The organism is Streptomyces sp. NPDC003077 (assembly GCF_040611095.1).
Lineage (GTDB): Bacteria > Actinomycetota > Actinomycetes > Streptomycetales > Streptomycetaceae > Streptomyces.
In genome coordinates this window covers 66,455-88,796 of sequence record NZ_JBEXNM010000033.1, presented here as the reverse complement: position 1 = coordinate 88,796, position 22,342 = coordinate 66,455, and the positions used below count along the sequence as shown (strand labels likewise).

Below are 22,342 nucleotides of genomic sequence, written 5' to 3'. Positions count from 1 at the left end.
CCGCCCCTCTTTTGAGGGCCGGGCGGCCGGGGAGCGGCTTTTCGGGGCGCCCGCTCGTACCCCGGCGTACGGGCGGGCGCGCTTACTCGCCGCGCGCCCGCGTGCACGCGGGCTTTTCGTACGCCGAGGCCGCCGCTTCCGCGCCGGAGGCCGCCGCCTCACCGCCCCTCCGGAGGAGAACGTGCCCGAGCTGCCCGAGGTCGAGGTCGTACGCCGCGGACTGGAACGCTGGGTCGTCGGCCGGACGATCGACTCCGTCGAGGTGCTGCACCCGCGGGCGATCCGCCGCCACACCGCCGGCGCCGCCGACTTCGCCGACCGCCTGCGCGGCCGGCGCGTGGCCGCGGCCCGCCGCCGCGGCAAGTACCTGTGGCTGCCGGTCACCGACGGCCACTCCGTCCTCGCCCACCTGGGAATGAGCGGACAGCTCCTCGTCCAGCCGCGCAAGGCCCCCGACGAGAAGCACCTGCGCGTCCGCGTCCGCTTCACCGACACCGAGGCCGGGCCCGCGGCGGGCGACCCGCTGACCGGCACCGCCGCCGAGGCCGCCGGGACCGAACTGCGCTTCGTCGACCAGCGCACCTTCGGCGGGCTCTCCCTGCACCCCACCGTCCCCGGCGACCCGGACGGCCTCCCCGACGTCATCGCGCACATCGCCCGCGACCCGCTCGACCCGGCGTTCGAGGACGCGGCCTTCCACACGGCGCTGCGCCGCCGCCGGACGACGATCAAGCGCGCGCTGCTCGACCAGTCGCTGATCAGCGGCGTCGGCAACATCTACGCCGACGAGGCGCTGTGGCGCTCCCGCCTGCACTACGACCGCCCGACGGCCACCCTGACCCGCCCGCGCACCACCGAACTCCTCGGCCACGTCCGCGACGTCATGCGCGCGGCGCTCGCCGTGGGCGGCACGAGCTTCGACAGCCTGTACGTGAACGTCAACGGCGAGTCGGGCTACTTCGAGCGCTCCCTGGACGCGTACGGCCGCGAGGACGAACCCTGCCGCCGCTGCGGCACGCCCGTCCGGCGCCGTCCCTGGATGAACCGGTCCAGCTACTTCTGCCCGCGCTGCCAGCGTCCGCCCCGGGTGGCGGCGTAGGGGCATCCCTGCGGGCTGGGGGCCGGTGCTACGGCTTATGAGGGCGCGGGCTCACGCGTTGGCCGTGGGCCGGGACTCATGGCGGTGCGGGTTCACGCGTTGGCCGTGGCCAGTGGTTCGTTCGGCAGGGACAGGGCGTGGACGGGCCGCTGGGCGAGCCAGCCGGAGCGGCGGTGCGCGGGCGCCTCGGTGCGGACGTGCCGGAAGCCGAGGCGCGTGTAGTACGCCTGCAGTCCCGCGTTCGTACGCCAGACGTCCACGCGCAGCCAGTCCCGGCCCTCCAGGGCGGCGACCCGCGACGCCCAGTCGATGACGCGGACCCCGAGGCGGCGGCCCGCCGCCGCCCTGGCGACGATGAGTTTGCCCAGGTGGAAGGCGGTTTCTGGGTGATCTTCGGGGCGCCAGAAGTCGCTGTCGGCGGGGCAGCGGGTGACGGTGGCCAGCACGGTCCCGGCGGTGTCCACCACGGCCCAGGTGCGGCCCTGCGCGATGCACGCCCGCCAGTGGGCCAGTGCCCTGCGCCGGGGACCGGAAGCCGTCCACTGGTCGGTCCCGAGCCCGGCCAGCCAGCCCTCGGCCTCGGCCCGCAACGCCATCAGGGCCCCGACGTCGGCCGCGCCGGCGGGGCGGATGCGTTCGGTGGGGCGGATGCGTTCGGTGGGGGTGGGGCGCATGGCGGCGTTCCTGTCTGTGCTGCCGCGGAGAGTCGTCGTGGGGAGATGTACCCGGGAGTGGACGGCCCTGGAAGGCGTGGGTAGCAGGCGTGGGAAACCGGGCGTGCGCCGGCTCGCACGCCGTCGTCCGGCAGCGGCCCAGTAGCCGAAGTCCTGGCTCCGCCACGGACCCGCCCGGCCCGAAGGGGCGCTGCGCCCAGGGGACGCTAGTCGCAGCCGAGGATGTCGGCGCGGTGGCCGGGGCCGCGTGTCCAGGTGTCCAGGACCGCGCGGGCCTCGGTCTGGCCGTGGGCGGTTTTCTCGCCTCCGAGCGCCGCGATCCCCGCGTCGAGGGCGCGGCCCCACAGGGTGCGGCCTTCGGGTTCGTAGGGGCCGAAGAAACCGCGCCGGGCCATGTCGGCGCCGAAGTCCCGGGCCAGGCCGGTCGGCCGCCCGTCGGCGGTGAGCGGCGCACAGCCGGTTCGGCCGCGTTCCCGGTCGACCGGCGAGAGGATCGCGGATTCGGCGGTGGACGCGGTGCCCGGCGCCGGGCCGGTGCCAGAGGAGACAGCGGTGGCGGAACCGGCACGGGCGGTGGTCCCGGCTGGAGTCGGCGCGCCACCGGGCGCTCGCGGGGGCGAGGCAGGCAGCGTGGGCGGGACGGACCGCGGGGGAGTGGGCGCGGTGCCGGGGGCGGCGGGGGAGGGGCGGGAGCCTCCCGGACCTTCGTGGCCCGATGGATGCCCCGGCCGGGGGGTGGCGGTCGCCGAGGGCGTGCGGAGCGGGAACTCGTGCGGGCGGGTGTCGGCGGGCCTGCGTTCCTCGCCGCCGTTGTGCACCTGGTACCGACCGCCACCGGGCAACAGCCCCGAGGTCACCGCCACGACCCCCACGGCCACGGCGGCCGAGGCACCGAGCAGCCCGGTGCGTACGGGCGCGGTCCGGCGCGCGTCGGCGGAGTCCCGGTGACCGGGCGCGGCCTCGGCGTCCTCGCCGCGGCGGGCGGCGGCCCGCCGGCCACGGCGGCGCCAGGACGGCTTACCGCCGCCCGCCCGCTCCGGCCCGTCCCCCTCCCGCGCGGCCCAGCGCGGCAGCGCCCGCGCGCCGGCGGCCCCGGCTCGCTCCGGCGCGACCCGCTGCTCCCGGACCGGCTCACCGTGCTCCAACGCGCCCCTCTGCGCCCCGGCGTGCGTCCCCGCTCGCGCCCCGACCCCGGCCGTGACCTGCGCGTTGTCCTGTGCCTTGGTCTGTGTCCCGGCCTGCGTGCCGTCCTGCGTCCCGGTGACGGCCCGTTCCGTCGCGGCCCGCCTCATCCGGGCCCGCACCCCGCGGGCGGCCCGCTTCCGGGGAGGCTGCTCGGTCCGGGCCCAGCGGGGCGTCACCGGCCGCACACCGCCAGGCTCGGGATCGACGGGGACAGCGGAAGCGGGGGCAGGTGCGGCGGGGGCGGGTGCGGCGGGGGCAGGTGTGGCGGGATCGGGGGCGACGGCGCCCGTCCCGGTGCCGTCCGGGGCCGGCGCCCGTGGGGTCGAGCGTCGATGGCGGCCCATCCGCTGCCGTCCTTCCGTCCTCGTCACCGGGGAATCCCGTCTTCGTCACCGGGGAAACCCGCCGTGCGGCCGGTGACGGGGCCCGGTCCCGGGCCCCGTCAGACGACAGCACGCCGGAAACCCCGGTCGCTCCGTACTCACTCGCCCGGATGAGCACCCGAATGGGTGAGTTTCGTTGACGGGGGACTGTACGCGATGCCGCGAGTGGCGGAAGTGCAACGTGAGCAATTGGCCGGTTAACGTGCGGGCATGAACGAAGATGCCCGTCTGACCGCCTGGGTGCGGGGCCACGTCCAAGGCGTCGGCTTCCGCTGGTTCACCCGGGCCAACGCCCTGCGCATCGGGGGGCTCACCGGCTTCGCCCTCAACCTGGAGGACGGCCGGGTCCAGGTCGTGGCCGAAGGACCGCGGGAGCGCTGCGAGCAGCTCCTGGAGTGGCTGCGGGAGGGGGACACGCCCGGCAGGGTCGACGGCGTCACTGAGATCTGGAGCACACCGCGCGGCGGCTACGAGGGCTTCACGGAGCGCTGACGGGCCCCGTCACCCTGCTGCCGCAGCGCTTCCGGCACCCCCCGTCCCTGGTCGCTCCGGGAGTTCCCGACAGTGGACATGACCTGGTGGTTGCCAACCGGCCCGTCCCATGGAAGGCTGCGGCAGTAAGGATGATCTCCACGCCCCCGCGGGACCTTTCTGGGGAGTTTCGGCGCGAGCCTTCGCAGCCGCGCACTCCCGGGCACCCGGCGATACGGGGCGTGATCGTGTTGACCCTCAAACTTTTTGGTGAGACTCTGGAAGCCCCGCGCACCTTAGCTGTTTGGCATTGAGCTCACAAGTAATGGCAAGCACCGCGGGTGCGAATCCCTCACGACCCACACCGCTTCGGTCGGTCACTCAGTGTGGAGGACCATCCATCATGGCAAAGGCGCTTCTCGGTTACGTCGGCGGCTCCGACCCCCGAGTCCTCTCCGAGATGCGACGGCTTCAGCAGCGTGTTCAGGATCTGGAGTCCGAGCTCATCCGCATCCAGGCCGAGAACGACATGCTGTCGGCTGCCGCACGTCGCGACGATTCGGTGCTGCAGGGCATCGACGTACCCCAGGCGGAGCCCGCGCTCACCTGACCCCGCCCCAGGGCCAGGGAAGAGCACGAACGCCAACCGCTTGAGGCACCATTTCTCAGCGAGATCTGCAAGGGACGCTTCGGCGTCCCTTCGTTGTTTCCCGGCTTTTCCGTCGTCCGTCGTTTCCCCTGCGTTCGAGCGAATGCTCTACCGCGTCTCCCTCGTCCTCTGATGTGCCCTCCCCCCTCCCCCGCGAAACCGAAAACGCGTTGCGGTGGCGAGCGCCGCCCGACCGGCCCAGAGGCCCCGTCCGGGCTTTCCGGAGAGGAAGCCGGAATACCGCGGGGTGCCCGTGACGAAGGGTGCCTCGCGCCGGGAAGGGGCCGCGGCGGGGGCGGCCGGTAGAGTCCGACGGCGTGCACCTCAAGAGCCTGACCCTGCGAGGATTCAAGTCCTTCGCCTCCGCCACGACCCTGCGTTTCGAACCCGGCATCACCTGCGTCGTGGGTCCCAACGGGTCCGGCAAGTCCAACGTCGTGGACGCGCTCTCGTGGGTCATGGGCGAGCAGGGCGCCAAGTCGCTGCGCGGCGGCAAGATGGAGGACGTCATCTTCGCCGGGACGACCGGGCGCCCGCCGCTGGGCCGCGCCGAGGTCTCCCTGACCATCGACAACTCGGACGGGGCGCTGCCCATCGAGTACGCCGAGGTCACCCTCACCCGCACGATGTTCCGCAACGGCGGCAGCGAGTACCAGATCAACGGGGACACCTGCCGCCTGCTGGACATCCAGGAACTGCTCTCGGACTCCGGCATCGGCCGCGAGATGCACGTCATCGTCGGGCAGGGGCAGCTCGACTCCGTCCTGCACGCCGATCCCATGGGGCGCCGGGCGTTCATCGAGGAGGCGGCGGGCGTCCTCAAGCACCGCAAGCGCAAGGAGAAGGCGCTGCGGAAGCTGGACGCCATGCGGGCCAACCTGGCGCGGGTGCAGGACCTCACCGACGAACTCCGGCGCCAGCTCAAGCCCCTCGGGCGGCAGGCCGCGGTCGCCCGGCGGGCCGCCGTCATCCAGGCCGACCTGCGCGACGCCCGGCTGCGGCTGCTCGCCGACGATCTCGTCACGCTGCGTAGGGCGCTGGAGGCGGAGATCGCGGACGAGGCCGCCCTCAGACGGCGCAAAGAGGCCGCCGAGGCGCGCCTGAAAGAGGCCACCCGGCGTGAGGCCGCACTGGAGGAAGAGGTGCGGACCCTGACGCCGCGGCTGCGGCGGGCCCAGGAGACCTGGCAGGAACTCGCGCGGCTCGCCGAGCGGGTCCGGGGCACCGTCTCGCTCGCCGAGGCCCGCGTGACCAGCGCTTCCGCGGCGCCGCCGGAGGAGCGGCGGGGCCGCGACCCGGAGGACATGGAGCGCGAGGCGGCCCGTATCCGGGAGCAGGAGGCGGAGCTGACGGCCGCGCTGGAGGCGGCGGGCCGGGCGCTGGAGGACACCGTCGCGCACCGGGCCGAGCTGGAACGGCGGCTGGCGGACGAGGAACGGCGGCTGCGCGACGTGGCGCGCGCCATCGCGGACCGGCGCGAGGGACTGGCCCGGCTGAGCGGCAAGGTCACCGCCGCGCGCGGCCGGGTCGCTTCGGCGCGGGCGGAGATCGGCCGGCTGGCCGAGGCCCGGGACGAGGCCCGGCAGCGGGCCGAGACCGCGCGGGAGGAGTACGAGGGGCTGCGGGCCGAGGTGGGCGCGCTGGACGCGGGCGACGAGGAACTGGCCGCGCGGTACGCGAACGCCAGGCGGGACCTGGAGGCGGCGGAGGCGGCGCTGACCGCGGCGCGGGACGCGCTCACCGCCGCCGAGCGCCGGCGCGCGGCCCTCACCGCCCGCCGGGAAGCGCTGGCCCTGGGGCTGCGGCGCAAGGACGGCACGGGCGTGCTGCTCGCGGCGGACGACCGTCCCTCGGGGGTGCTCGGGCCGGCCGCCGAGTTGCTGGACGTGGCCCCCGGGTACGAGGTGCCGGTCGCGGCGGCGCTGGGCGCGGCGGCGGACGCGGTGGCGGTGACCGACCCGGCGACCGCCGCCGCGGCGTTCCGCCTGCTGCGGGAGCGGGACGCCGGGCGCGCGGCGCTGGTGGTGGGCGCGGGCGCGGAAGAGGGCGCGCGGGGCGCGGGCGCGCGGGAGTGCGTGCGGGGCGCGGGGAATGTGGCTGTCGGGGCCTCGGTGGGGGCCGCGGGCGGTGCTTCGGTCGGTTCGGGGGCTTCCGGGGCGGCGTCCGGCGGTGCTCCGGTCGGTGGTCTGGCCGGTCCGAAGGTTTCCGGCTCGGCTGTTCCCGGTGGTGGGGGCGGTTCCGTAGGCTCCGGCACGTCCGGCGGGGAAGCCGGTTCGGCTGCCTCCGACGCCCGTGACGGCTCGGGCGCTCCCGGCGTCTCGGGGGGTTCCGGCGACTTGGCGGCTCCCGGCGATCCGGAGGCCGCCGGTGCCCCGGCCGGGCCGGGTGTCCCCGGGCGTTCGGACGGGCCGGACGCCCACCGGCCGTCGGGCGGCCCGCACGTCCCCGGGCCGTCGTCCGGACCGGATGCCCCCAACTCGTCCGCCTCCGCCGCTCAGGCGTCCCCCGGCCCCGCCGCCGTCCGCATCCCCGCCCCGTTCGCACCGTCCGAAGGCGCGCCCGCCGGGGACGGGCCTGTCGGGAACGCGCCCGCCCGGGACGCGTCTGTCGGGGACGCGCCCGCCGGAGATGTGCCCCCCGGTAACACGGTCGCCGGACGCGCAGGACCCCCGCACGCCGCCGACCTGGTCGGCGGACCCGAGGGGCTGGTGACCGCCGTGCGGTGGCTGCTGCGGGACACGGTCGTCGTGGGGTCGCTGGAGGAGGCGGCCGGACTGGTGGCCGCGCGGCCGGAGCTGACGGCGGTGACCGCTGACGGGGACGTGCTCGGGGCGCACTTCGCGCGGGGCGGGTCCGCCGGGTCGCCCAGCCTCCTGGAGGTGCGGGCCGCCGTGGACGAGGCGGCGGCGGAGCTGGAGGAGCTGGACGCGCGGTGCCGGGAGCTGGTGGCGGAGCAGGAGGCGGCGCGGGGGCGGCGGGCGGAGTGTGCCGCCCTCGTCGAGGAGCTGGGCGAGCGAAGGCGCGCCGCCGACCGGGAGAAGTCCGAGGTCGCCGGGGCGCTCGGACGGCTCGGCGGGCAGGCGCGGGCGGCCGAGGGCGAGGCGGAACGGGCGGAGCGGGCCGCCGCGCGCGCCGAGGAGGCGCTGGCGGAGGCGACCGCGGAGGCCGAGGAACTGGCCGAGCGCCTGGCCGTGGCGGAGGAGGACCCGGGCGAGGAGGAGCCGGACACCGCGCTGCGGGACCGGCTGGCCGCGGACGGCGCCAACGCGCGGCAGACGGAGATGGAGGCCCGGCTCCAGGTGCGTACGCACGAGGAGCGCGTGAAGGGGCTCGCGGGGCGGGCGGACGCGCTGGATCGGGGGGCGCGGGCCGAACGCGAGGCGCGGGCGCGCGCCGAGCGCCGGCGCGCACGGCTGCGGCACGAGGCGGCGGTCGCGCGTGCGGTCGCCGAGGGCGCCCGGCAGCTCCTGGCGCACGTCGAGGCGTCGCTCGTCCGCGCGGAGGCGGAGCGCGTCACCGCGGAGCGGGACCGGACCGAGCGCGAGCAAGCGCTGGGGGTCGAGCGCGAGCAGGCCCGCGTGCTCAAGCAGGAGCTGGACAAGCTGACCGACTCGGTGCACCGGGGCGAGGTCCTGGGTGCCGAGAAGCGGTTGCGGATCGAGCAGCTGGAGGCCAGGGCGCTGGAGGAGCTGGGCGTGGAGCCGGCCGCGCTGGTTGCGGAGTACGGGCCCGACCAGCCGGTACCGCCCTCGCCCCCGGCGCCCGGCGAGGAACCGCCCGAGGATCCGGAGCACCCCGCGAACCGCCCCGCGCCGTACGTGCGGGCCGAGCAGGAGAAGCGGCTCAAGGCCGCCGAGCGGGCGTATCAGCAGCTCGGGAAGGTGAACCCGCTGGCACTGGAGGAGTTCGCGGCGCTGGAGGAGCGGCACAGGTTCCTCAGCGAGCAGCTTGAAGACTTGAAGAAGACCCGTACCGACCTGCTGCGGGTGGTCAAGGAGGTCGACGAGCGCGTCGAGCAGGTGTTCACGGAGGCGTTCCGGGACACGGCGCGCGAGTTCGAGGGGGTCTTCGCCCGGCTGTTCCCGGGCGGCGAGGGGCGGCTGGTCCTGACCGACCCGGACGACATGCTGGCGACCGGCGTGGACGTGGAGGCGCGTCCGCCGGGGAAGAAGGTCAAGCGGCTGTCGCTGCTGTCGGGCGGTGAGCGGTCGCTGACGGCGGTGGCGCTGCTGGTGTCGATCTTCAAGGCGCGGCCGAGCCCGTTCTATGTGATGGACGAGGTGGAGGCGGCGCTGGACGACACCAATCTCCAGCGGCTCATCTCGATCATGGAGGAGCTGCAGGAGAGTTCGCAGCTGATCGTGATCACGCACCAGAAGCGGACCATGGAGGTCGCGGACGCGCTGTACGGCGTCTCGATGCAGGGCGACGGTGTGTCGAAAGTCATCAGCCAGCGGCTGCGCTGAGCGGTGGGAGGCCGGTCGGGGACGCCCCGGCCGGCTTTTCAAGATCGTTTATTCCGTGGGTCGCGGGAAACTCGTAGTTCATGCACCCGAGCGTGGAAATCACGGAAAAGTAACGTTCAAGGCTTGAAGTTGTGAGTCGGGAAATCTCTCGGAAATCCCACGTCTCTCGACTATTGACTTTGAAACTTGAAGGCATAGTCTCTGCAACGTTGCTTTTACCTTCAAGTGGTGAGTACCCCCAACCTGTGCGCCACTAGAAGGGCCAGCCCCCTACGCCCGGCAGCGCAGCCGGGCCACTGGAGTACACGTTGACCAGCACCGCGCAGCCGTCGTCCGTGGAGGGCCGCAAGGCCCAGCCGGACCATCTCGGCCACGTCATCTTCATCACCGCGGCTGCCGCGATGGGCGGCTTCCTCTTCGGCTACGACAGTTCCGTCATCAACGGCGCCGTCGAGGCGATCCGCAGCCGTTACGACGTCGGGTCCGCCGCCCTCGCCCAGGTGATCGCGATTGCGCTGATCGGCTGCGCCATCGGCGCGGCGACCGCCGGCCGGATCGCGGACCGCATCGGCCGCATCCGGGTGATGCAGATCGCCGCGGTGCTGTTCACCATCAGCGCGGTCGGTTCGGCGCTGCCCTTCGCGCTGTGGGACCTGGCCATGTGGCGCGTCCTGGGCGGCATCGCCATCGGCATGGCCTCCGTCATCGGCCCCGCCTACATCGCCGAGGTCGCGCCGCCCGCCTACCGCGGCCGGCTCGGCTCCTTCCAGCAGGCGGCGATCGTCGTCGGCATCGCCATCTCCCAGCTCGTCAACTGGGGCATCCTCAACCTGGCGGACGGCGACCAGCGCGGCAAGATCGGCGGGCTGGAGGCCTGGCAGTGGATGCTGGGCGTCATGGTCGTCCCGGCGATCCTGTACGGCCTGCTCTCCTTCGCGATCCCCGAGTCCCCCCGCTTCCTGATCTCCGTCGGCAAGACCGACAAGGCCAAGGAGGTCCTCGCCGAGGTCGAGGGCCAGGGCGTCGACTTCGACAAGCGGGTCGCCGAGATCAAGGAGGCGATGCGCCGCGAGCACAAGTCCACGTTCAAGGACCTGCTCGGCGGCAAGGGCGGCTTCCTGCCGATCGTCTGGATCGGCATCGGGCTCTCGATCTTCCAGCAGCTCGTCGGCATCAACGTCGCGTTCTACTACTCCTCGACGCTGTGGCAGTCGGTCGGCATCGACCCGAGCGGCTCGTTCTTCTACAGCTTCACCACGTCGATCATCAACATCATCGGCACCGTCATCGCGATGATCTTCGTGGACCGGATCGGCCGCCGCCCGCTGGCGCTCATCGGCTCCGCCGGCATGGCCGTCGCCCTGGCGCTGGAGGCATGGGCCTTCTCCGCCAAGAGCGCGGCCGGCACCCTGCCGACCACCGAGGGCACCGTCGCCCTGATCGCGGCGCACTGCTTCGTGCTCTTCTTCGCCCTGTCCTGGGGCGTCGTGGTGTGGGTCTTCCTCGGCGAGATGTTCCCCAACCGCATCCGCGCCGCCGCGCTCGGCGTCGCCGCCAGCGCCCAGTGGATCGCCAACTGGGCGATCACGGCCAGCTTCCCGAGCCTGGCCGACTGGAACCTCTCCGGCACCTACCTGATCTACATGATCTTCGCCCTGCTCTCGATCCCCTTCGTGCTCAAGTTCGTGAAGGAGACCAAGGGCAAGGCGTTGGAGGAGATGGGCTAACCCCCCCCGCCGCCTTTCTCCTCAGCCTTCAGTGGTGCCCCGGCTTCGAGTCCTCTTGGAGCCGGGGCACCACGCGTTCGGCGAACAGGTGCAGCGACCGCCGTCCCTCCTCCACCGGCATCCCGCCGCACAACGGGTGCAGGACCAGGGCCTCCGCGTCCGCCGCCAGCCGCACGCACTCCTCGGGCGTGACCACGCGGTAGCGGCCCTCCCGGCGCAGCTCCGCCACGTCCTCCGCGTGTGAATGCACGGCCGACCGGATGCCGGGGACCTGCCAGGACGCGTAGGTGCGCGCCTCGTGCAGGAAGTGCTGCCCGTACCGCGCCCAGGTCCGGTCCGGATCCTCGGAGACGTGCAGCAGCCACGCGTCGGCGGGCGGCTGGAGCACCATTCCCTCGGTCCCGTACGCGGCCCGCTGCGCGTGGTAGTACGCCTCCAGCTCGGGGGAGTACGCACCGGGCAGGAACGGCAGCCCCAGCCGGGCGGCGCGGCGGGCCGCGGGCCTGGACCCGCCACCGACGAACAGCGGCGGATGCGGACGGGAATACGGGCGCGGGGTGACCCGCACGGTGCGGCCCCGGTAGGGGAACGGTTCGCCGGTCCAGGCGCGCAGCAGCGTCTCCAGCGCCTCGTCCTGCAGTTTCCCGCGCCACCGCCAGTCCCGGCCGTGCGCCTCGTACTCCTCGGGCCGGTAGCCCAGGGCCGCCACCGTCACCAGCCGCCCGCCGCCGATCAGGTCCAGGACGGCGATGTCCTCCGCCAGCCGCAGCGGGTCGTACAGCGGCGTGATCAGGGCCGAGAGCATGACGGTGATGCGGCGGGTGGCGCCCAGCACGGCGCCGGCGAAGGTGAGCGGGGAGGGCATCCAGCCGTTGTCGGTGGCGTGGTGCTCCTCGGTCTGGACGGTGTCCAGTCCCATCTCGTCGGCGTACGCGGCCATCTCGACGGCGGCCCGGTACCGCGCGGAGAGCGCGTCCGGACCGGCCGGCGCGGGATCGACGAGATTGAGCCGCAGGACCGTGACGGGCATGACGACGACGTCCCCTTCGCCGAGGTGGGTGGGAGGGGGACGTTATCCGGCGGGCCGCCCGGGCACCAGAGGGCCGATCGGACACGGGAGGCGCGGGGGCGGTTCGCGGGGGCGGGATCCGGCGCGCGTACCCGCGCCCGTACGCGAAAAGCCGACCGGCCGGCCCCGGGGGAGGGGACCGGCCGGTCGGCTTTTCGCGCGAGGCGCCGGGCGCGAGGCGCGAGGCGCCGGGCGCGGGATCAGACGCGGGCGGGCTTGCGGTCGTCCGCCGCCTTGCCGTCCGCCGGGGCGTTCTCCTTCGGCGCGGGCAGCACCGCGAAGACCAGCGCGGCGATCACGATCGTCACCGCCCAGCCCAGGCCGTGCTCACCCAGCCAGGTGGTGGCCAGCGGACCGGTGAACCACTCGACCTTCGTCAGGCACAGACCGGCGATCAGCGCGACGGCCCAGGCGGTGAGCGCCTGCCAGCAGAAGCCGCCGACGTACCAGTAGCGGCTGCTGCGGTCGATGGTCATCAGGCCGTGCGGGTCGTAGCGGACCGTGCGGCGGAAGCGGCGCGCCATGTCGATGCCGTAGACGCCGATCCAGGCCGAGAACGACACCGCCAGCAGCGTCAGGAAGGTGATGAACTGGCCGATGAAGTCCTTGGCGACCAGCATCATGAACAGGCCGCCGACCAGGCTGATGACGGCGTTGATGCTCACGGCCATGGCACGCGGCAGCTTGACGCCCATGGTCTGGGCGGTGAAACCGGCCGAGTACATCGAGAGGCTGTTGATCAGCATCATGCCGACCAGGGCGGTGATCAGGTACGGGATCGCCAGCCAGTCCGGCAGCGCGCTGCCCAGGAAGGACATCGGGTCGGTGTTCTGGTTGGCCAGGTCCGGCTTGGAGACGGCCATCACGCCGCCCATCAGGACCATCGGGACGAGCACCAGCGCGGCGCCGGAGATCGTGGTGCCGACGATCTTCTTGCCGGAGGCGGCGTGCGGCAGGTACCGCGCGAAGTCCGGGCCGGTCGGGACCCAGCTGATGCCGCCCGCGGCGATGGTGCCGATACCGGCGATCATCAGGGCGGTGCTGCCGGGCGACTGGGAGAAGATCTTGTGCCAGTCCATCTCGGCGATCAGGTAGATCAGCACCATGATGCTGAACACGCTGAACAGGTACGTGGACCACTTGTTGCAGAGGTTCAGCGCCTTGCGGCCCAGACCGCTCACCACGAAAGTGCAGGCCACGAAGGCCAGCAGGGTGACGACGATCAGGACGTTGTTCGTCTCGATGCCGAAGAGGAGCTTCAGCACGGTCAGGACGGCGTACGCGCCGCTCACCGCGTTGATGGTCTCCCAGCCGAAACGCGCCACCCAGAGGATCGCGCCGGGGAAGTAGTTGCCTCGGACGCCGAACGCGGCGCGGGACAGCAGCGCGCCGGGCGCCCCGCCCCACTTGCCGGAGACGGACAGCACGCCGACCATCCCGAAGGAGATGACGGACGCGATGGCCGCGACGATCAGCACCTGCCAGAAGTTCAGGCCGTTGTTGATCACGAGGGACGCGCCCATGGTGAGCAACAACACACTGATGTTGGCGGCGACCCAGGTGGGGAAGAGCTCGCGGACGCGGCCCTGGCGTTCATGGTCGGGAACGGGCTCGATGCCTCGTGTCTCGACAGCGCCTTCGGTTTCAGGAGAGGACGTGGTGTCCATGTGCAGGTGTCTCCGTGCGGGTTCAGGCAGCGGCTGTGATGCCTGGCGTGGGGAGGGATTTCGCCAGGACTCTACGCGCGTTGCGCAGCCTCCACCATCGTACTTTGGTCCAACTTCACTCCGTACGTCCCATTGGATCCCCTGACGACTGTGACGCGCAGGGGTCTTGTCAAAGTGTCCGAGGGTGTTGTAGAGGTCACGCGCCCGGTTGCCCGAAGGGGGCTCCGCGCAACTGACGTCCCGTCAGGTCGAGTTGCGGCGAAGGCCGGGCCCTCCCGCGCGGGACGGCCCGGCCCACCGCCGGCTCGGGCGTTCGCGGGTGTCAGGCCCCCGTGAACGTCAGCGGCTGCCGCGTGGAGCTCCGGGGGTCGGCCGCGCGCCGGATCGCCTCGGCGTCGTCGACCGGCGGGTAGATCCACTTCTCGTTGATGTCCCGCTTGAGCGACTTGGCCCACCCCTCGGGGACGTCGCGCGGAATCCGGTCCCACCCCGTGGTGCTCAGCGCGCCGGCCTCGCCCAGGTCCAGGCAGGTGGTGTACGGGTCGGGGGCGAACGGGACCGGGGGGAGCCCGAGCAGGTCGGCGACGACGTTGTGGCCCGCGGTCTTGCCGAGCGGGATGGCGTGCTGGCAGCTCTGCGTGACCGGGTGGCCCTCCTGGTCCTCGGCCGCCGCGGTGTCCCCGGCCGCGTACACCCCGGGCACGCCGGTGACCCGCAGGAAGCGGTCCACGGCCAGCCGTCCGAGGCGGTCGCGCTCGGCCGGCACGGCCTCGGTCAGCGCGTCGGCCCGCACCCCCGCGGTCCACACCACCGTCCGGGCCGGGATCAAGGTCCCGTCCGACAGCGCCGCCCGCTCGCCGTCCAGGCGCTCCACGGTGACGCCGAGCCGCGTGTGGACCGCCAGTTCCTCCAGCGCGCGCGTGAGGAGGGGCCGGGGCGCGGCCCCCAGGTCCGGCCCGACCGCGTCGGCGCGTTCCACGAGGACGACGCGCACCTCGTCCTCGGCGCCGAGCGGCGCGGCGAGCTTGCGCAGCCGGCCCACCAGCTCGGTCGCGATCTCCAGCCCGGTGAACCCGGCGCCGACCACCACGGCCGTGAACCGGCCGGGGTGCGCGGGCAGTTCCGGCAGGGTGTGCAGATGGCGCTCCAGGGCGTCGGCGGCGGCGCGGGTGTCGATGTCGTGGAGGTGTTCCGCGCCCGGGAGCGCGGGGCGTACGAGGCGGCTGCCGGTGGCGAGCACCAGGCGGCCGTACGCGTAGGTGTCCTCGGTGGTGCGGCCGTCGGGGTGGGTGGTGGTGGCCGTCACCCGGCGGCGCCCGGTGTCGATCGCGGTGGCGCGGGCGGTGATCCGCCGTACGCCGATCGGGCCCAGGACCCGGTCCAGCGGGACGCGCATGGTGTCCGGGTCGGCCTGGTACAGGCGGGGGCGGATCGTCAGGTCGGCGTCGGGGGAGAGCAGCGCGACGGTGTGGTCCGCGCCGTGCGCGTGCAGCAGCCGGGCGGCCCCCGCGGCGCTCCACATGCCGGCGAAACCGCCCCCCAGAACCAGGACGTCAAACATCCAGAATCCCCTTCCATCGCCCCGCGGACGGACCCGCGGCGTTGAATCTGGATATTACACATCCAGGTTCCGCGCGTGCAGCCCCCTGGCGCGTGGTGTGACCGATACTGGGTGAGTTATGGAAATCGTCATCCTTGCTGTCGTCATCGCTGTGGTCGCGCTCGGCGCGATCAGCGGGCTCGTGGTGAGCAGCCGCCGCAAGAAGCAGCTGCCGCCGCCCCCGCCGACCACCCCGTCCGTCACCGCGCCGCCTGCCGAACCGCAGGTTGGCGAGGAGGCCGAGACCCCGCGCGACGAAACCCGTCGCACCATCGAAGAAGTCGACCTCCCGGTCGCCCCCGCCCCGGAGGCCGAGGCCCCCGCCGAACCGGAGGCCCCCGCGGAGCCCGAGGCCCCGGCCGAGCCCGAGATCGAGGTCCCCGAACCCGCCGCCGGCCGCCTCGTGCGGCTGCGCGCCCGGCTCGCCCGCTCCCAGAACTCGCTCGGCAAGGGCCTGCTGACGCTGCTCTCCCGCGAGCACCTGGACGAGGACACCTGGGAGGAGATCGAGGAGACGCTGCTGACCGCCGACGTCGGCGTGGCGCCCACCCAGGAGCTCGTCGACCGGCTGCGCGAGCGCGTGAGGGTGCTCGGCACCCGCACTCCGGACGAACTGCGCACCCTGCTGCGCGAGGAACTGCTCAAGATCATCGGCACCGACGCGGACCGCGCGGTCGCCACCGGGAACGGCATCGGCAAGGACGGCCAGGAGATCCCCGGCGTCGTCATGGTCGTCGGCGTCAACGGCACCGGCAAGACCACCACCACCGGCAAGCTCGCCCGCGTCCTGGTCGCCGACGGCAAGTCCGTCGTGCTCGGCGCCGCCGACACCTTCCGCGCCGCCGCCGCCGACCAGCTCCAGACCTGGGGCGAGCGCGTCGGCGCCCGCACCGTGCGCGGCCCCGAGGGCGGCGACCCGGCCTCGATCGCCTTCGACGCGGTGAAGGAAGGTATCGCCGAGAGCGCGGACGTCGTCCTCATCGACACCGCCGGCCGGCTGCACACCAAGACCGGCCTGATGGACGAGCTGGGAAAGGTCAAGCGGGTCGTGGAGAAGCACGGCCCGGTCGGCGAGGTGCTCCTCGTCCTGGACGCCACCACCGGCCAGAACGGCCTGGTGCAGGCGCGGGTGTTCGCCGAGGTCGTGGACATCACCGGCGTGGTGCTGACCAAGCTGGACGGGACGGCCAAGGGCGGCATCATCGTCGCCGTCCAGCGCGAACTGGGCGTGCCGGTCAAGCTCGTCGGCCTGGGCGAGGGCGCGGACGACCTCGCGCCGTTCGAGCCCGAGGCGTTCGTGGACGCGCTGATCGGGGACTGAGCCGGTGAGCGTCGCGGCGATCGGTGACCGATCCGGCACTGGTTGTGCCGATCGGCGACCGAGCCGGTGAGCATCGTGCCGATCGGCGACTGATCCGGTACGAGTCATCCCGATCGGCGACCAGGCCGGACGCGCGCCGCGTGCCCGGGAGGATCCGGGCGACCCGGAAGAAGGGGCCCCGCCGTGTGGCGGGGCCCCTTCGGTGTGTTTCCGGCGGCGAGTGTGGGCTTCCGGCTTCGGGGGCGGGCGTTCGACGGCGTTCCCGGAGCCCGGTCCGTGCCCGGCTCAGCCCGTCGGCACCGCCCGGTGGCACACGTACGCCAGCGTGCCCAGCAGCAGCCGGGCCTGCGGGGGGCGGCCGGCGGTGTCCAGCGTCGGCGGGCGCAGCCAGCGCATCGGGCCCAGGCCCGCGAAGTCGGAGGGCGGGGCGGTGAGGTGATCGCCGGGGCCCCGCGACGCCAGGTCCAGCGCGGCGTCGTCCCAGCCCATGCGGTACAGCAGCCCGGGGAGGTCGGCGGCGGCCCCGGGGGCGACGAAGAACAGCGCGCGGCCGGTGGGCGTGGCGGCCACCGGCCCCAGGGGCAGGCCCATCCGCTCCAGGCGGGGCAGCGCGCTGCGGCCGGCCGGCTCGGGAACGTCCAGGAGATCGAACGAACGGCCCACGGGCAGCAGCACGGCGGCGCCCGGCGTGCGCGCCCACGCGGCGGTGACCTCCTCCAGCGTGGCGCCCGCCGGCAACTCGCGGGCGAAGTCCAGCGGGTGGGCGCCGGGGGAGGGGCAGTCCGCGGTGCCGCACGAACAGGTGCGCCCGCCGTCGCCGCCGCGGGTGGCGCGCGCCCCCGGCACCACGTCCCAGCCCCACAGGCAGGTGTACTCCGCCACCGCCGTGCTCTCCATCGAGCGGACGCGGCGCCGCGTCCCGGACCGCATGTCCCGGATGCCGCCGATCGTGAAGCCCATGCCCCCTCCAACGGGTGATGCGTAGCGGTGGTTACGAGCGGGAACGCCGTGGTGACGCTCCGTGGACTGACCGGTGTGTCGCTGGTGCGCCGCGGTGCGGCGGGTGGTGCGGAGCGATGCGTGCGCCCTGGTCGCGCTCCTTTCCGCTCAACCCTCCGCGACCTGTGTCAAGTCAATCGCGAGGAGGGGGCGGTGGGTTCGGTCGAAGGGGTGGCGAATGGTGGCGATTCCCTGGCCGACCTCGCGGCGGGCGTGATCGTAGGATTACGTTCAGTGCACGGACCTCGCCGGGGCATCGTCGCCACGGGTATGCCAACGGCAACGCAACGACACCTTCATGGTGGGCGCCGGTTGACGCGTTGACCGGTTTCCGTGGTCGAGTAGGTGCCCTCGGACAGGAGCCGCCCCCGTGGCGCCCTGTCCCCGTGAGGTCCGCGCAGGAAGCGGCGCCCGAGGGTCGTACGCACGGTTCGGCACTCGCGACGGCGCGCACGACGCGGCACTTCGGGACCGTGCGACGCAGGACATCGGGATGGGGGCCTTCCAGTGGGTGGCAACGGCGGCACCGGTGCTGACAAGCGCCCGAACGCGCAACTGGGCTCGTGGTTCGAACGCAGCGGCTGGTCGAAGGGGGAACTGGCGCGGCAGGTCAACCGACGGGCGCGCCAGATGGGCGCGCACCACGTCAGCACGGACACCTCACGCGTGAGGCGCTGGCTGGACGGTGAACAGCCGCGCGAACCGATCCCGCGCATCCTCTCCGAGCTGTTCTCGGAACGGTTCGGCTGCGTGGTCGGCGTCGAGGAACTGGGACTGCGCGCCGCGCACCGCTCGCCCTCCGTCTCCGGGGTGGACCTGCCGTGGGCGGGCCCGCAGACGGTCTCCCTGATCAGCGAGTTCTCCCGCAGCGACCTGATGCTGGCGCGGCGCGGGTTCCTGGGCACCTCCCTGGCGCTGTCCGCCGGGCCCGCCCTCATCGAGCCGATGCAGCGCTGGCTGGTGCCGGCCCCCGCCGGGCCGGCCGGCGACGCGCGCCCGGCCGCCGCGCCCGACCGCAGCAAGCGCGCCACCCAGCTCTCCCAGCCCGAGCTGGACCTGCTGGAGGCCACGACCGTGATGTTCCGCCAGTGGGACGCCCAGTGCGGCGGCGGACTGCGCCGCAAGGCGGTGGTCGGCCAGCTCCACGAGGTCACCGACCTCCTCCAGGAGTCGCACCCGGAGCGGGTCTCCAAGCGCCTGTTCAAGATCGCGGCCGAACTCGCCGAGCTGGCCGGGTGGATGAGCTACGACGTCGGCCTCCAGCCCACCGCCCAGAAGTACTTCGTGCTGGCCCTGCACGCCTCCAAAGAAGCCGGTGACCGTCCGCTCGGCTCGTACGTCCTGTCGAGCATGAGCCGCCAGATGATCCACCTGGACCGGCCGGACGACGCGCTGGAACTCATCCACCTCGCCCAGTACGGCAGCCGCGAGACGGCGACCCCCCGCACCCAGGCCATGCTCTACGCGATGGAGGCGCGGGCCTACGCGAGCATGGGCCAGCCCAGCAAGGTCAAACGGGCGGTGCGGATGGCCGAGGACACCTTCGCCGACGTGTCCCCCGGCGAGCCCGAGCCGGACTGGATCCGCTTCTTCTCCGAGGCCGAGCTCAACGCGGAGAACGCCCACTCCTACCGCGACCTCGCCTATGTCGCCGGGCGCAGTCCCACATACGCCTCGCTCGCCCACCCCGTGATGGAGCGCGCGGTGGAACTCTTCGGCAAGGACGACGTCCACCAGCGCTCCTACGCGCTCAACCTCATCGGGATGGCGACCGTCCACCTCCTCCAGAAGGAGCCGGAGCAGTGCGCCGCCCTGGCGCGGCAGGCCATCCCGCTGGCCAAGCGGGTCCGCTCGGAGCGGGTGAACACGCGGCTGCGCAAGACCGTCGCCACCGCGTCGCGCACCTACGAGGACGTCGCCGAGGTGGCGCAACTGGGCGAGGAACTCTCCCAGGCGCTCCCCGAGACCGCCCCGGAGGCCGTCTGAGATCCCCCGCCTTCCTTCCGTTCGGCGCGGTCCCCGGAACACCGGCCGCGGCGGCCACCCAGACAGCCCGACTCGGCTCCCCCACGCCAGTCACCGGGTGGCGGTCGCGGCCGGGTGGTGTGTGGGGGGCCTGCAGGGGGCGGGGTGCTGTCCGGAGCGGGCGGCGTCCGGCGATGCCGGACGGGCCGGTTCTGGCGGGGCGGTTCGATCTTCGTTCGTGGTGGCGCGCCGCCTTTCCCCGGAATCGCTGGATCGATGCACGGTTCATGGGTCCGTAACACCCGCGCGCGCATCGTCACCGCGGCGAAACACTGACGGCCGCCGGCCGAAACGGCGCCGCGGAAACCTCGTCCCGAAGTCGGTCCGTCCCCCTCACCCTTCCCATCCGCGGGCCGCGTCGACGACGAGGAGGCGCCGATGCCCTCAGGCATCCTGACGCTCGCGGCGGACCCGGTCGGGCTGAGTCCGGCCAACACCGGGTTCCTGCTGATCTGCTCCGCCCTGGTGATGATCATGACGCCCGGACTCGCCTTCTTCTACGGCGGCATGGTCCGGGTCAAGAGCGTGCTCAACATGCTGATGATGAGCTTCGTCAGCCTGGGCATCGTCACGGTCCTGTGGGTCCTGTACGGCTTCGGGGCCGCCTTCGGGCCGGACGGCGGCGGGGTGATCGGCCGGCCCGGCGACCTCGCGGGGCTGCGGGGCATCGGCCTCACCGAGCTGTGGGGCGCCACCGGCATCCCGGTCTACGTCTTCGCCGTCTTCCAGCTGATGTTCGCGGTGATCACCCCGGCGCTGATCAGCGGCGCCCTCGCGGACCGGGTGAAGTTCACCGCCTGGGCGCTGTTCATCGCGCTGTGGGTGACCGTCGTGTACTTCCCGGTGGCGCACTGGGTCTGGGCCGAAGGCGGCTGGCTGTACGAACTGGGCGTCATCGACTTCGCGGGCGGCACCGCCGTGCACATCAACGCGGGGGCCGCGGCGCTCGGCGTCATCCTCGTCGTCGGCAAGCGCATCGGGTTCAAGAAGGACCCGATGCGCCCGCACAGCCTGCCGCTGGTGATGCTGGGCGCGGGGCTGCTGTGGTTCGGGTGGTTCGGCTTCAACGCCGGTTCGTGGCTGGGCAACGACGACGGCGTCGGCGCGGTCGCCTTCGTCAACACCCAGGTCGCCACGGCCGCCGCGATGCTCGGCTGGCTCGCGTACGAGAGGCTGCGGCACGGCTCCTTCACCACCCTGGGCGCGGCGTCGGGTGCGGTGGCCGGGCTGGTCGCCATCACGCCCGCCTGCGGTGCCGTCAGCCCGCTCGGCGCGCTGGCGGTCGGCGCGATCTCCGGAGTGCTGTGCGCGGCGGCGGTCGGGCTGAAGTACCGATGGGGGTACGACGACTCGCTGGACGTGGTCGGGGTGCACCTGGTGGGCGGGGTGGCCGGCTCGCTGCTCGTCGGGTTCTTCGCGACCGGGGGCGTGCAGAGCGACGTCAAGGGGCTGTTCTACGGCGGCGGGTTCGCGCAGCTCGGCAAGCAGGCCGTCGGCGTGGTGTGCGTGCTGCTGTACTCCCTGGTCGTCTCGTTCGTCCTCGCCAAGGCCGTCGACCTGGTGATGGGGATGCGGATCAGTGAGGACGAGGAGCTGACGGGCGTCGACCAGGCCGCGCACGCCGAGACGGCGTACGACTTCACGGGTGCCGGCGGAGGCGCCGGTGGGGGCGCGGCCGTTCGGGTGGGCGCGGGCGCGTCGGTCCTGGCGCCGGAGCGGGCGCCGGGGGGTGGTGAGCGGGTCTCTGGCGAGCGGGTCTCTGGCGAGCGGGTCTCTGGCGAGCGTGAGTTTGGTGAGCCGGGCGGTGCGGGGCCGGGTGCTGTGCCGGGTGCTGTGCGGTCGGAGACCGGAGAGCCGGGCCGGGGTAGTCAGGCCGGCCGGAACGCCCAGGCCGGGCAGGACAAGACGAGGAAGGTGGACGCGTGAAGCTCATCACGGCGGTGATCAAGCCGCACCGGCTGGACGAGGTGAAGGAGGCGCTGCAGTCCTTCGGCGTCCAGGGGCTGACCGTCACCGAGGCCAGCGGGTACGGCAGGCAACGCGGGCACACCGAGGTCTACCGGGGCGCGGAGTACACCGTCGACCTGGTGCCCAAGGTCCGCGTCGAGGTGCTGGTGGAGGACGCGGACGCCGCCGAACTGGTGGACGTCATCGTCAAGGCGGCGCGCACCGGCAAGATCGGCGACGGCAAGGTGTGGAGCGTCCCGGTCGAGGAGGCGGTCCGCGTCCGGACGGGCGAACGGGGACCGGACGCGCTGTGAGGGCCGGACGCGCTGTGAGGGCCGGACGCGCTGTGAGGGAACGGGCACGGCCCGGCGCGCCCCGCATCCGATCGGCCGGTCCCGGCCGCCGGGCGCACGAGGACGGGGAGGGACGCGCGCTTCGTACGGAAGCCGGGTCCGCTCCGCGCCTTCCGCGCGTCTCCGGGGGCCACCGGGGCGTACGGGGCCGGGCCCGGTACGCGTATGGGAGCTGGACAGCCGGCCGTGCGCTCTTGGGAGACCCGGCCGTACGGCAGAGCCGATGTACGGCGTACGGCGCCGAACGACCCGTCCGGTGGGCGCCTGGCCACCGGGTCGCGGGGCTCGTACGGCCCATACGGCACGCACGACCTGGACGGCGCGCCCGCGCGGGAGCCCCGGGACCACGCGGCGGGTACGCGGGCGTGAGGGCGGGCCGGGCGCCGGGGCCATGGGGACGGCCGGTGCGGGAGGCGCGGGTGCCGGGCCGGGCCGCTGGGGGTGGGAGTGGCGCGCGGTCGGGCGTCGTGTGTATCGGGGTGTCCCCGCGATCTGTACGGGTGACGGTCCTGGCTCCGGGGGTGAGCCCGCCGGTTACCGGGGCCCCGAAGTGCCGGGCTGCGCGCGGGCGTGGCGCCGGGCCGGGCGCCGTGTCCCTCAGAGTGCCCCCGCGCTTCGTACGGGTGGAGATCCAGCTCCGGGCCGGTCAGTCGCCGGGCCCCGCCTGGTCCCTCCCACTCGCCCCCTCGCCACCGCTCCCTCCGGAC

Annotated in this window: 14 protein-coding genes and 1 pseudogene; 9 read left to right on the top strand and 6 right to left on the bottom strand. The window is 73.5% G+C overall.

Annotated elements, in window-relative coordinates:
• Nucleotides 1-181 precede the first annotated feature (181 nt).
• Nucleotides 182-1,099: a bifunctional DNA-formamidopyrimidine glycosylase/DNA-(apurinic or apyrimidinic site) lyase gene (gene mutM / locus ABZX96_RS22045; RefSeq protein WP_355546946.1), complete on the top strand. Its 918-nt coding sequence runs from the start codon at nt 182-184 to the stop codon at nt 1,097-1,099.
• 92 nt (nt 1,100-1,191) lie between these two features.
• Here the strand turns inward: mutM and ABZX96_RS22040 are convergent, their stop codons facing one another.
• A complete protein-coding gene (locus tag ABZX96_RS22040) occupies nt 1,192-1,773 on the bottom strand; it encodes a GNAT family N-acetyltransferase (RefSeq protein WP_355546936.1) in 582 nt (193 codons plus the stop codon).
• A gap of 206 nt (nt 1,774-1,979) precedes the next feature.
• The gene (locus tag ABZX96_RS22035) at nt 1,980-3,065 is read right to left on the bottom strand and encodes a CAP domain-containing protein (protein WP_355546934.1); all 1,086 of its coding nucleotides are present in this window, start codon (nt 3,063-3,065) and stop codon (nt 1,980-1,982) included.
• Nucleotides 3,066-3,551: 486 nt separating this feature from the next.
• Between ABZX96_RS22035 and ABZX96_RS22030 the strand changes: the two genes are divergently transcribed.
• From ABZX96_RS22030 to ABZX96_RS22015, 4 genes are all read left to right on the top strand, one after another.
• Entirely contained in the window at nt 3,552-3,833 is a 282-nt protein-coding gene (locus ABZX96_RS22030; RefSeq protein WP_355546932.1) for an acylphosphatase, read from the top strand.
• Between the two features lie 382 nt (nt 3,834-4,215).
• The gene (locus ABZX96_RS22025; RefSeq protein ID WP_355546930.1) at nt 4,216-4,422 is read left to right on the top strand and encodes a hypothetical protein; all 207 of its coding nucleotides are present in this window, start codon (nt 4,216-4,218) and stop codon (nt 4,420-4,422) included.
• Nucleotides 4,423-4,778: 356 nt separating this feature from the next.
• Nucleotides 4,779-8,927, top strand: coding sequence for an AAA family ATPase (locus ABZX96_RS22020; protein ID WP_355546928.1), 4,149 nt, complete (start codon nt 4,779-4,781; stop codon nt 8,925-8,927).
• Between the two features lie 308 nt (nt 8,928-9,235).
• Complete coding sequence (locus ABZX96_RS22015) at nt 9,236-10,654, top strand: sugar porter family MFS transporter (RefSeq protein WP_355546926.1); 1,419 nt, start codon at nt 9,236-9,238, stop codon at nt 10,652-10,654.
• A 28-nt stretch (nt 10,655-10,682) separates the two neighbouring features.
• On the opposite strand, the gene ABZX96_RS22010 is transcribed toward ABZX96_RS22015, so the two are convergent.
• The 3 genes from ABZX96_RS22010 to ABZX96_RS22000 all read right to left on the bottom strand — a co-directional run bounded on the left by ABZX96_RS22010 (nt 10,683) and on the right by ABZX96_RS22000 (nt 14,951).
• On the bottom strand, nt 10,683-11,684 hold the full coding sequence (locus tag ABZX96_RS22010) for an LLM class flavin-dependent oxidoreductase (RefSeq protein WP_355546924.1): 1,002 nt from the start codon (nt 11,682-11,684) through the stop codon (nt 10,683-10,685).
• A gap of 239 nt (nt 11,685-11,923) precedes the next feature.
• Nucleotides 11,924-13,390, bottom strand: a complete 1,467-nt coding sequence (locus ABZX96_RS22005) for a cytosine permease (protein WP_355546922.1) — start codon at nt 13,388-13,390, stop codon at nt 11,924-11,926.
• A gap of 322 nt (nt 13,391-13,712) precedes the next feature.
• Nucleotides 13,713-14,951 (bottom strand): FAD-dependent oxidoreductase, encoded by a 1,239-nt coding sequence (locus ABZX96_RS22000; RefSeq protein ID WP_355546920.1) that lies wholly within the window; start codon nt 14,949-14,951, stop codon nt 13,713-13,715.
• A 118-nt stretch (nt 14,952-15,069) separates the two neighbouring features.
• Between ABZX96_RS22000 and ftsY the strand changes: the two genes are divergently transcribed.
• Entirely contained in the window at nt 15,070-16,311 is a 1,242-nt protein-coding gene (gene ftsY / locus ABZX96_RS21995) for a signal recognition particle-docking protein FtsY (RefSeq protein WP_355546918.1), read from the top strand.
• A gap of 285 nt (nt 16,312-16,596) precedes the next feature.
• Here the strand turns inward: ftsY and ABZX96_RS21990 are convergent, their stop codons facing one another.
• A complete protein-coding gene (locus ABZX96_RS21990) occupies nt 16,597-17,271 on the bottom strand; it encodes a bifunctional DNA primase/polymerase (protein WP_355546916.1) in 675 nt (224 codons plus the stop codon).
• Nucleotides 17,272-17,817: 546 nt separating this feature from the next.
• On the opposite strand from ABZX96_RS21990, the gene ABZX96_RS21985 reads away from it, so the two are divergent.
• The 3 genes and pseudogenes from ABZX96_RS21985 (at nt 17,818) to ABZX96_RS21975 (ending at nt 21,596) form a co-directional block, all read left to right on the top strand.
• A complete protein-coding gene (locus tag ABZX96_RS21985; RefSeq protein WP_355546914.1) occupies nt 17,818-19,296 on the top strand; it encodes a hypothetical protein in 1,479 nt (492 codons plus the stop codon).
• A 417-nt stretch (nt 19,297-19,713) separates the two neighbouring features.
• A pseudogene (locus tag ABZX96_RS21980) lies at nt 19,714-21,000 on the top strand (ammonium transporter); the annotation flags it as partial.
• Nucleotides 21,001-21,257: 257 nt separating this feature from the next.
• A complete protein-coding gene (locus tag ABZX96_RS21975) occupies nt 21,258-21,596 on the top strand; it encodes a P-II family nitrogen regulator (RefSeq protein ID WP_355546912.1) in 339 nt (112 codons plus the stop codon).
• Nucleotides 21,597-22,342 lie beyond the last annotated feature (746 nt).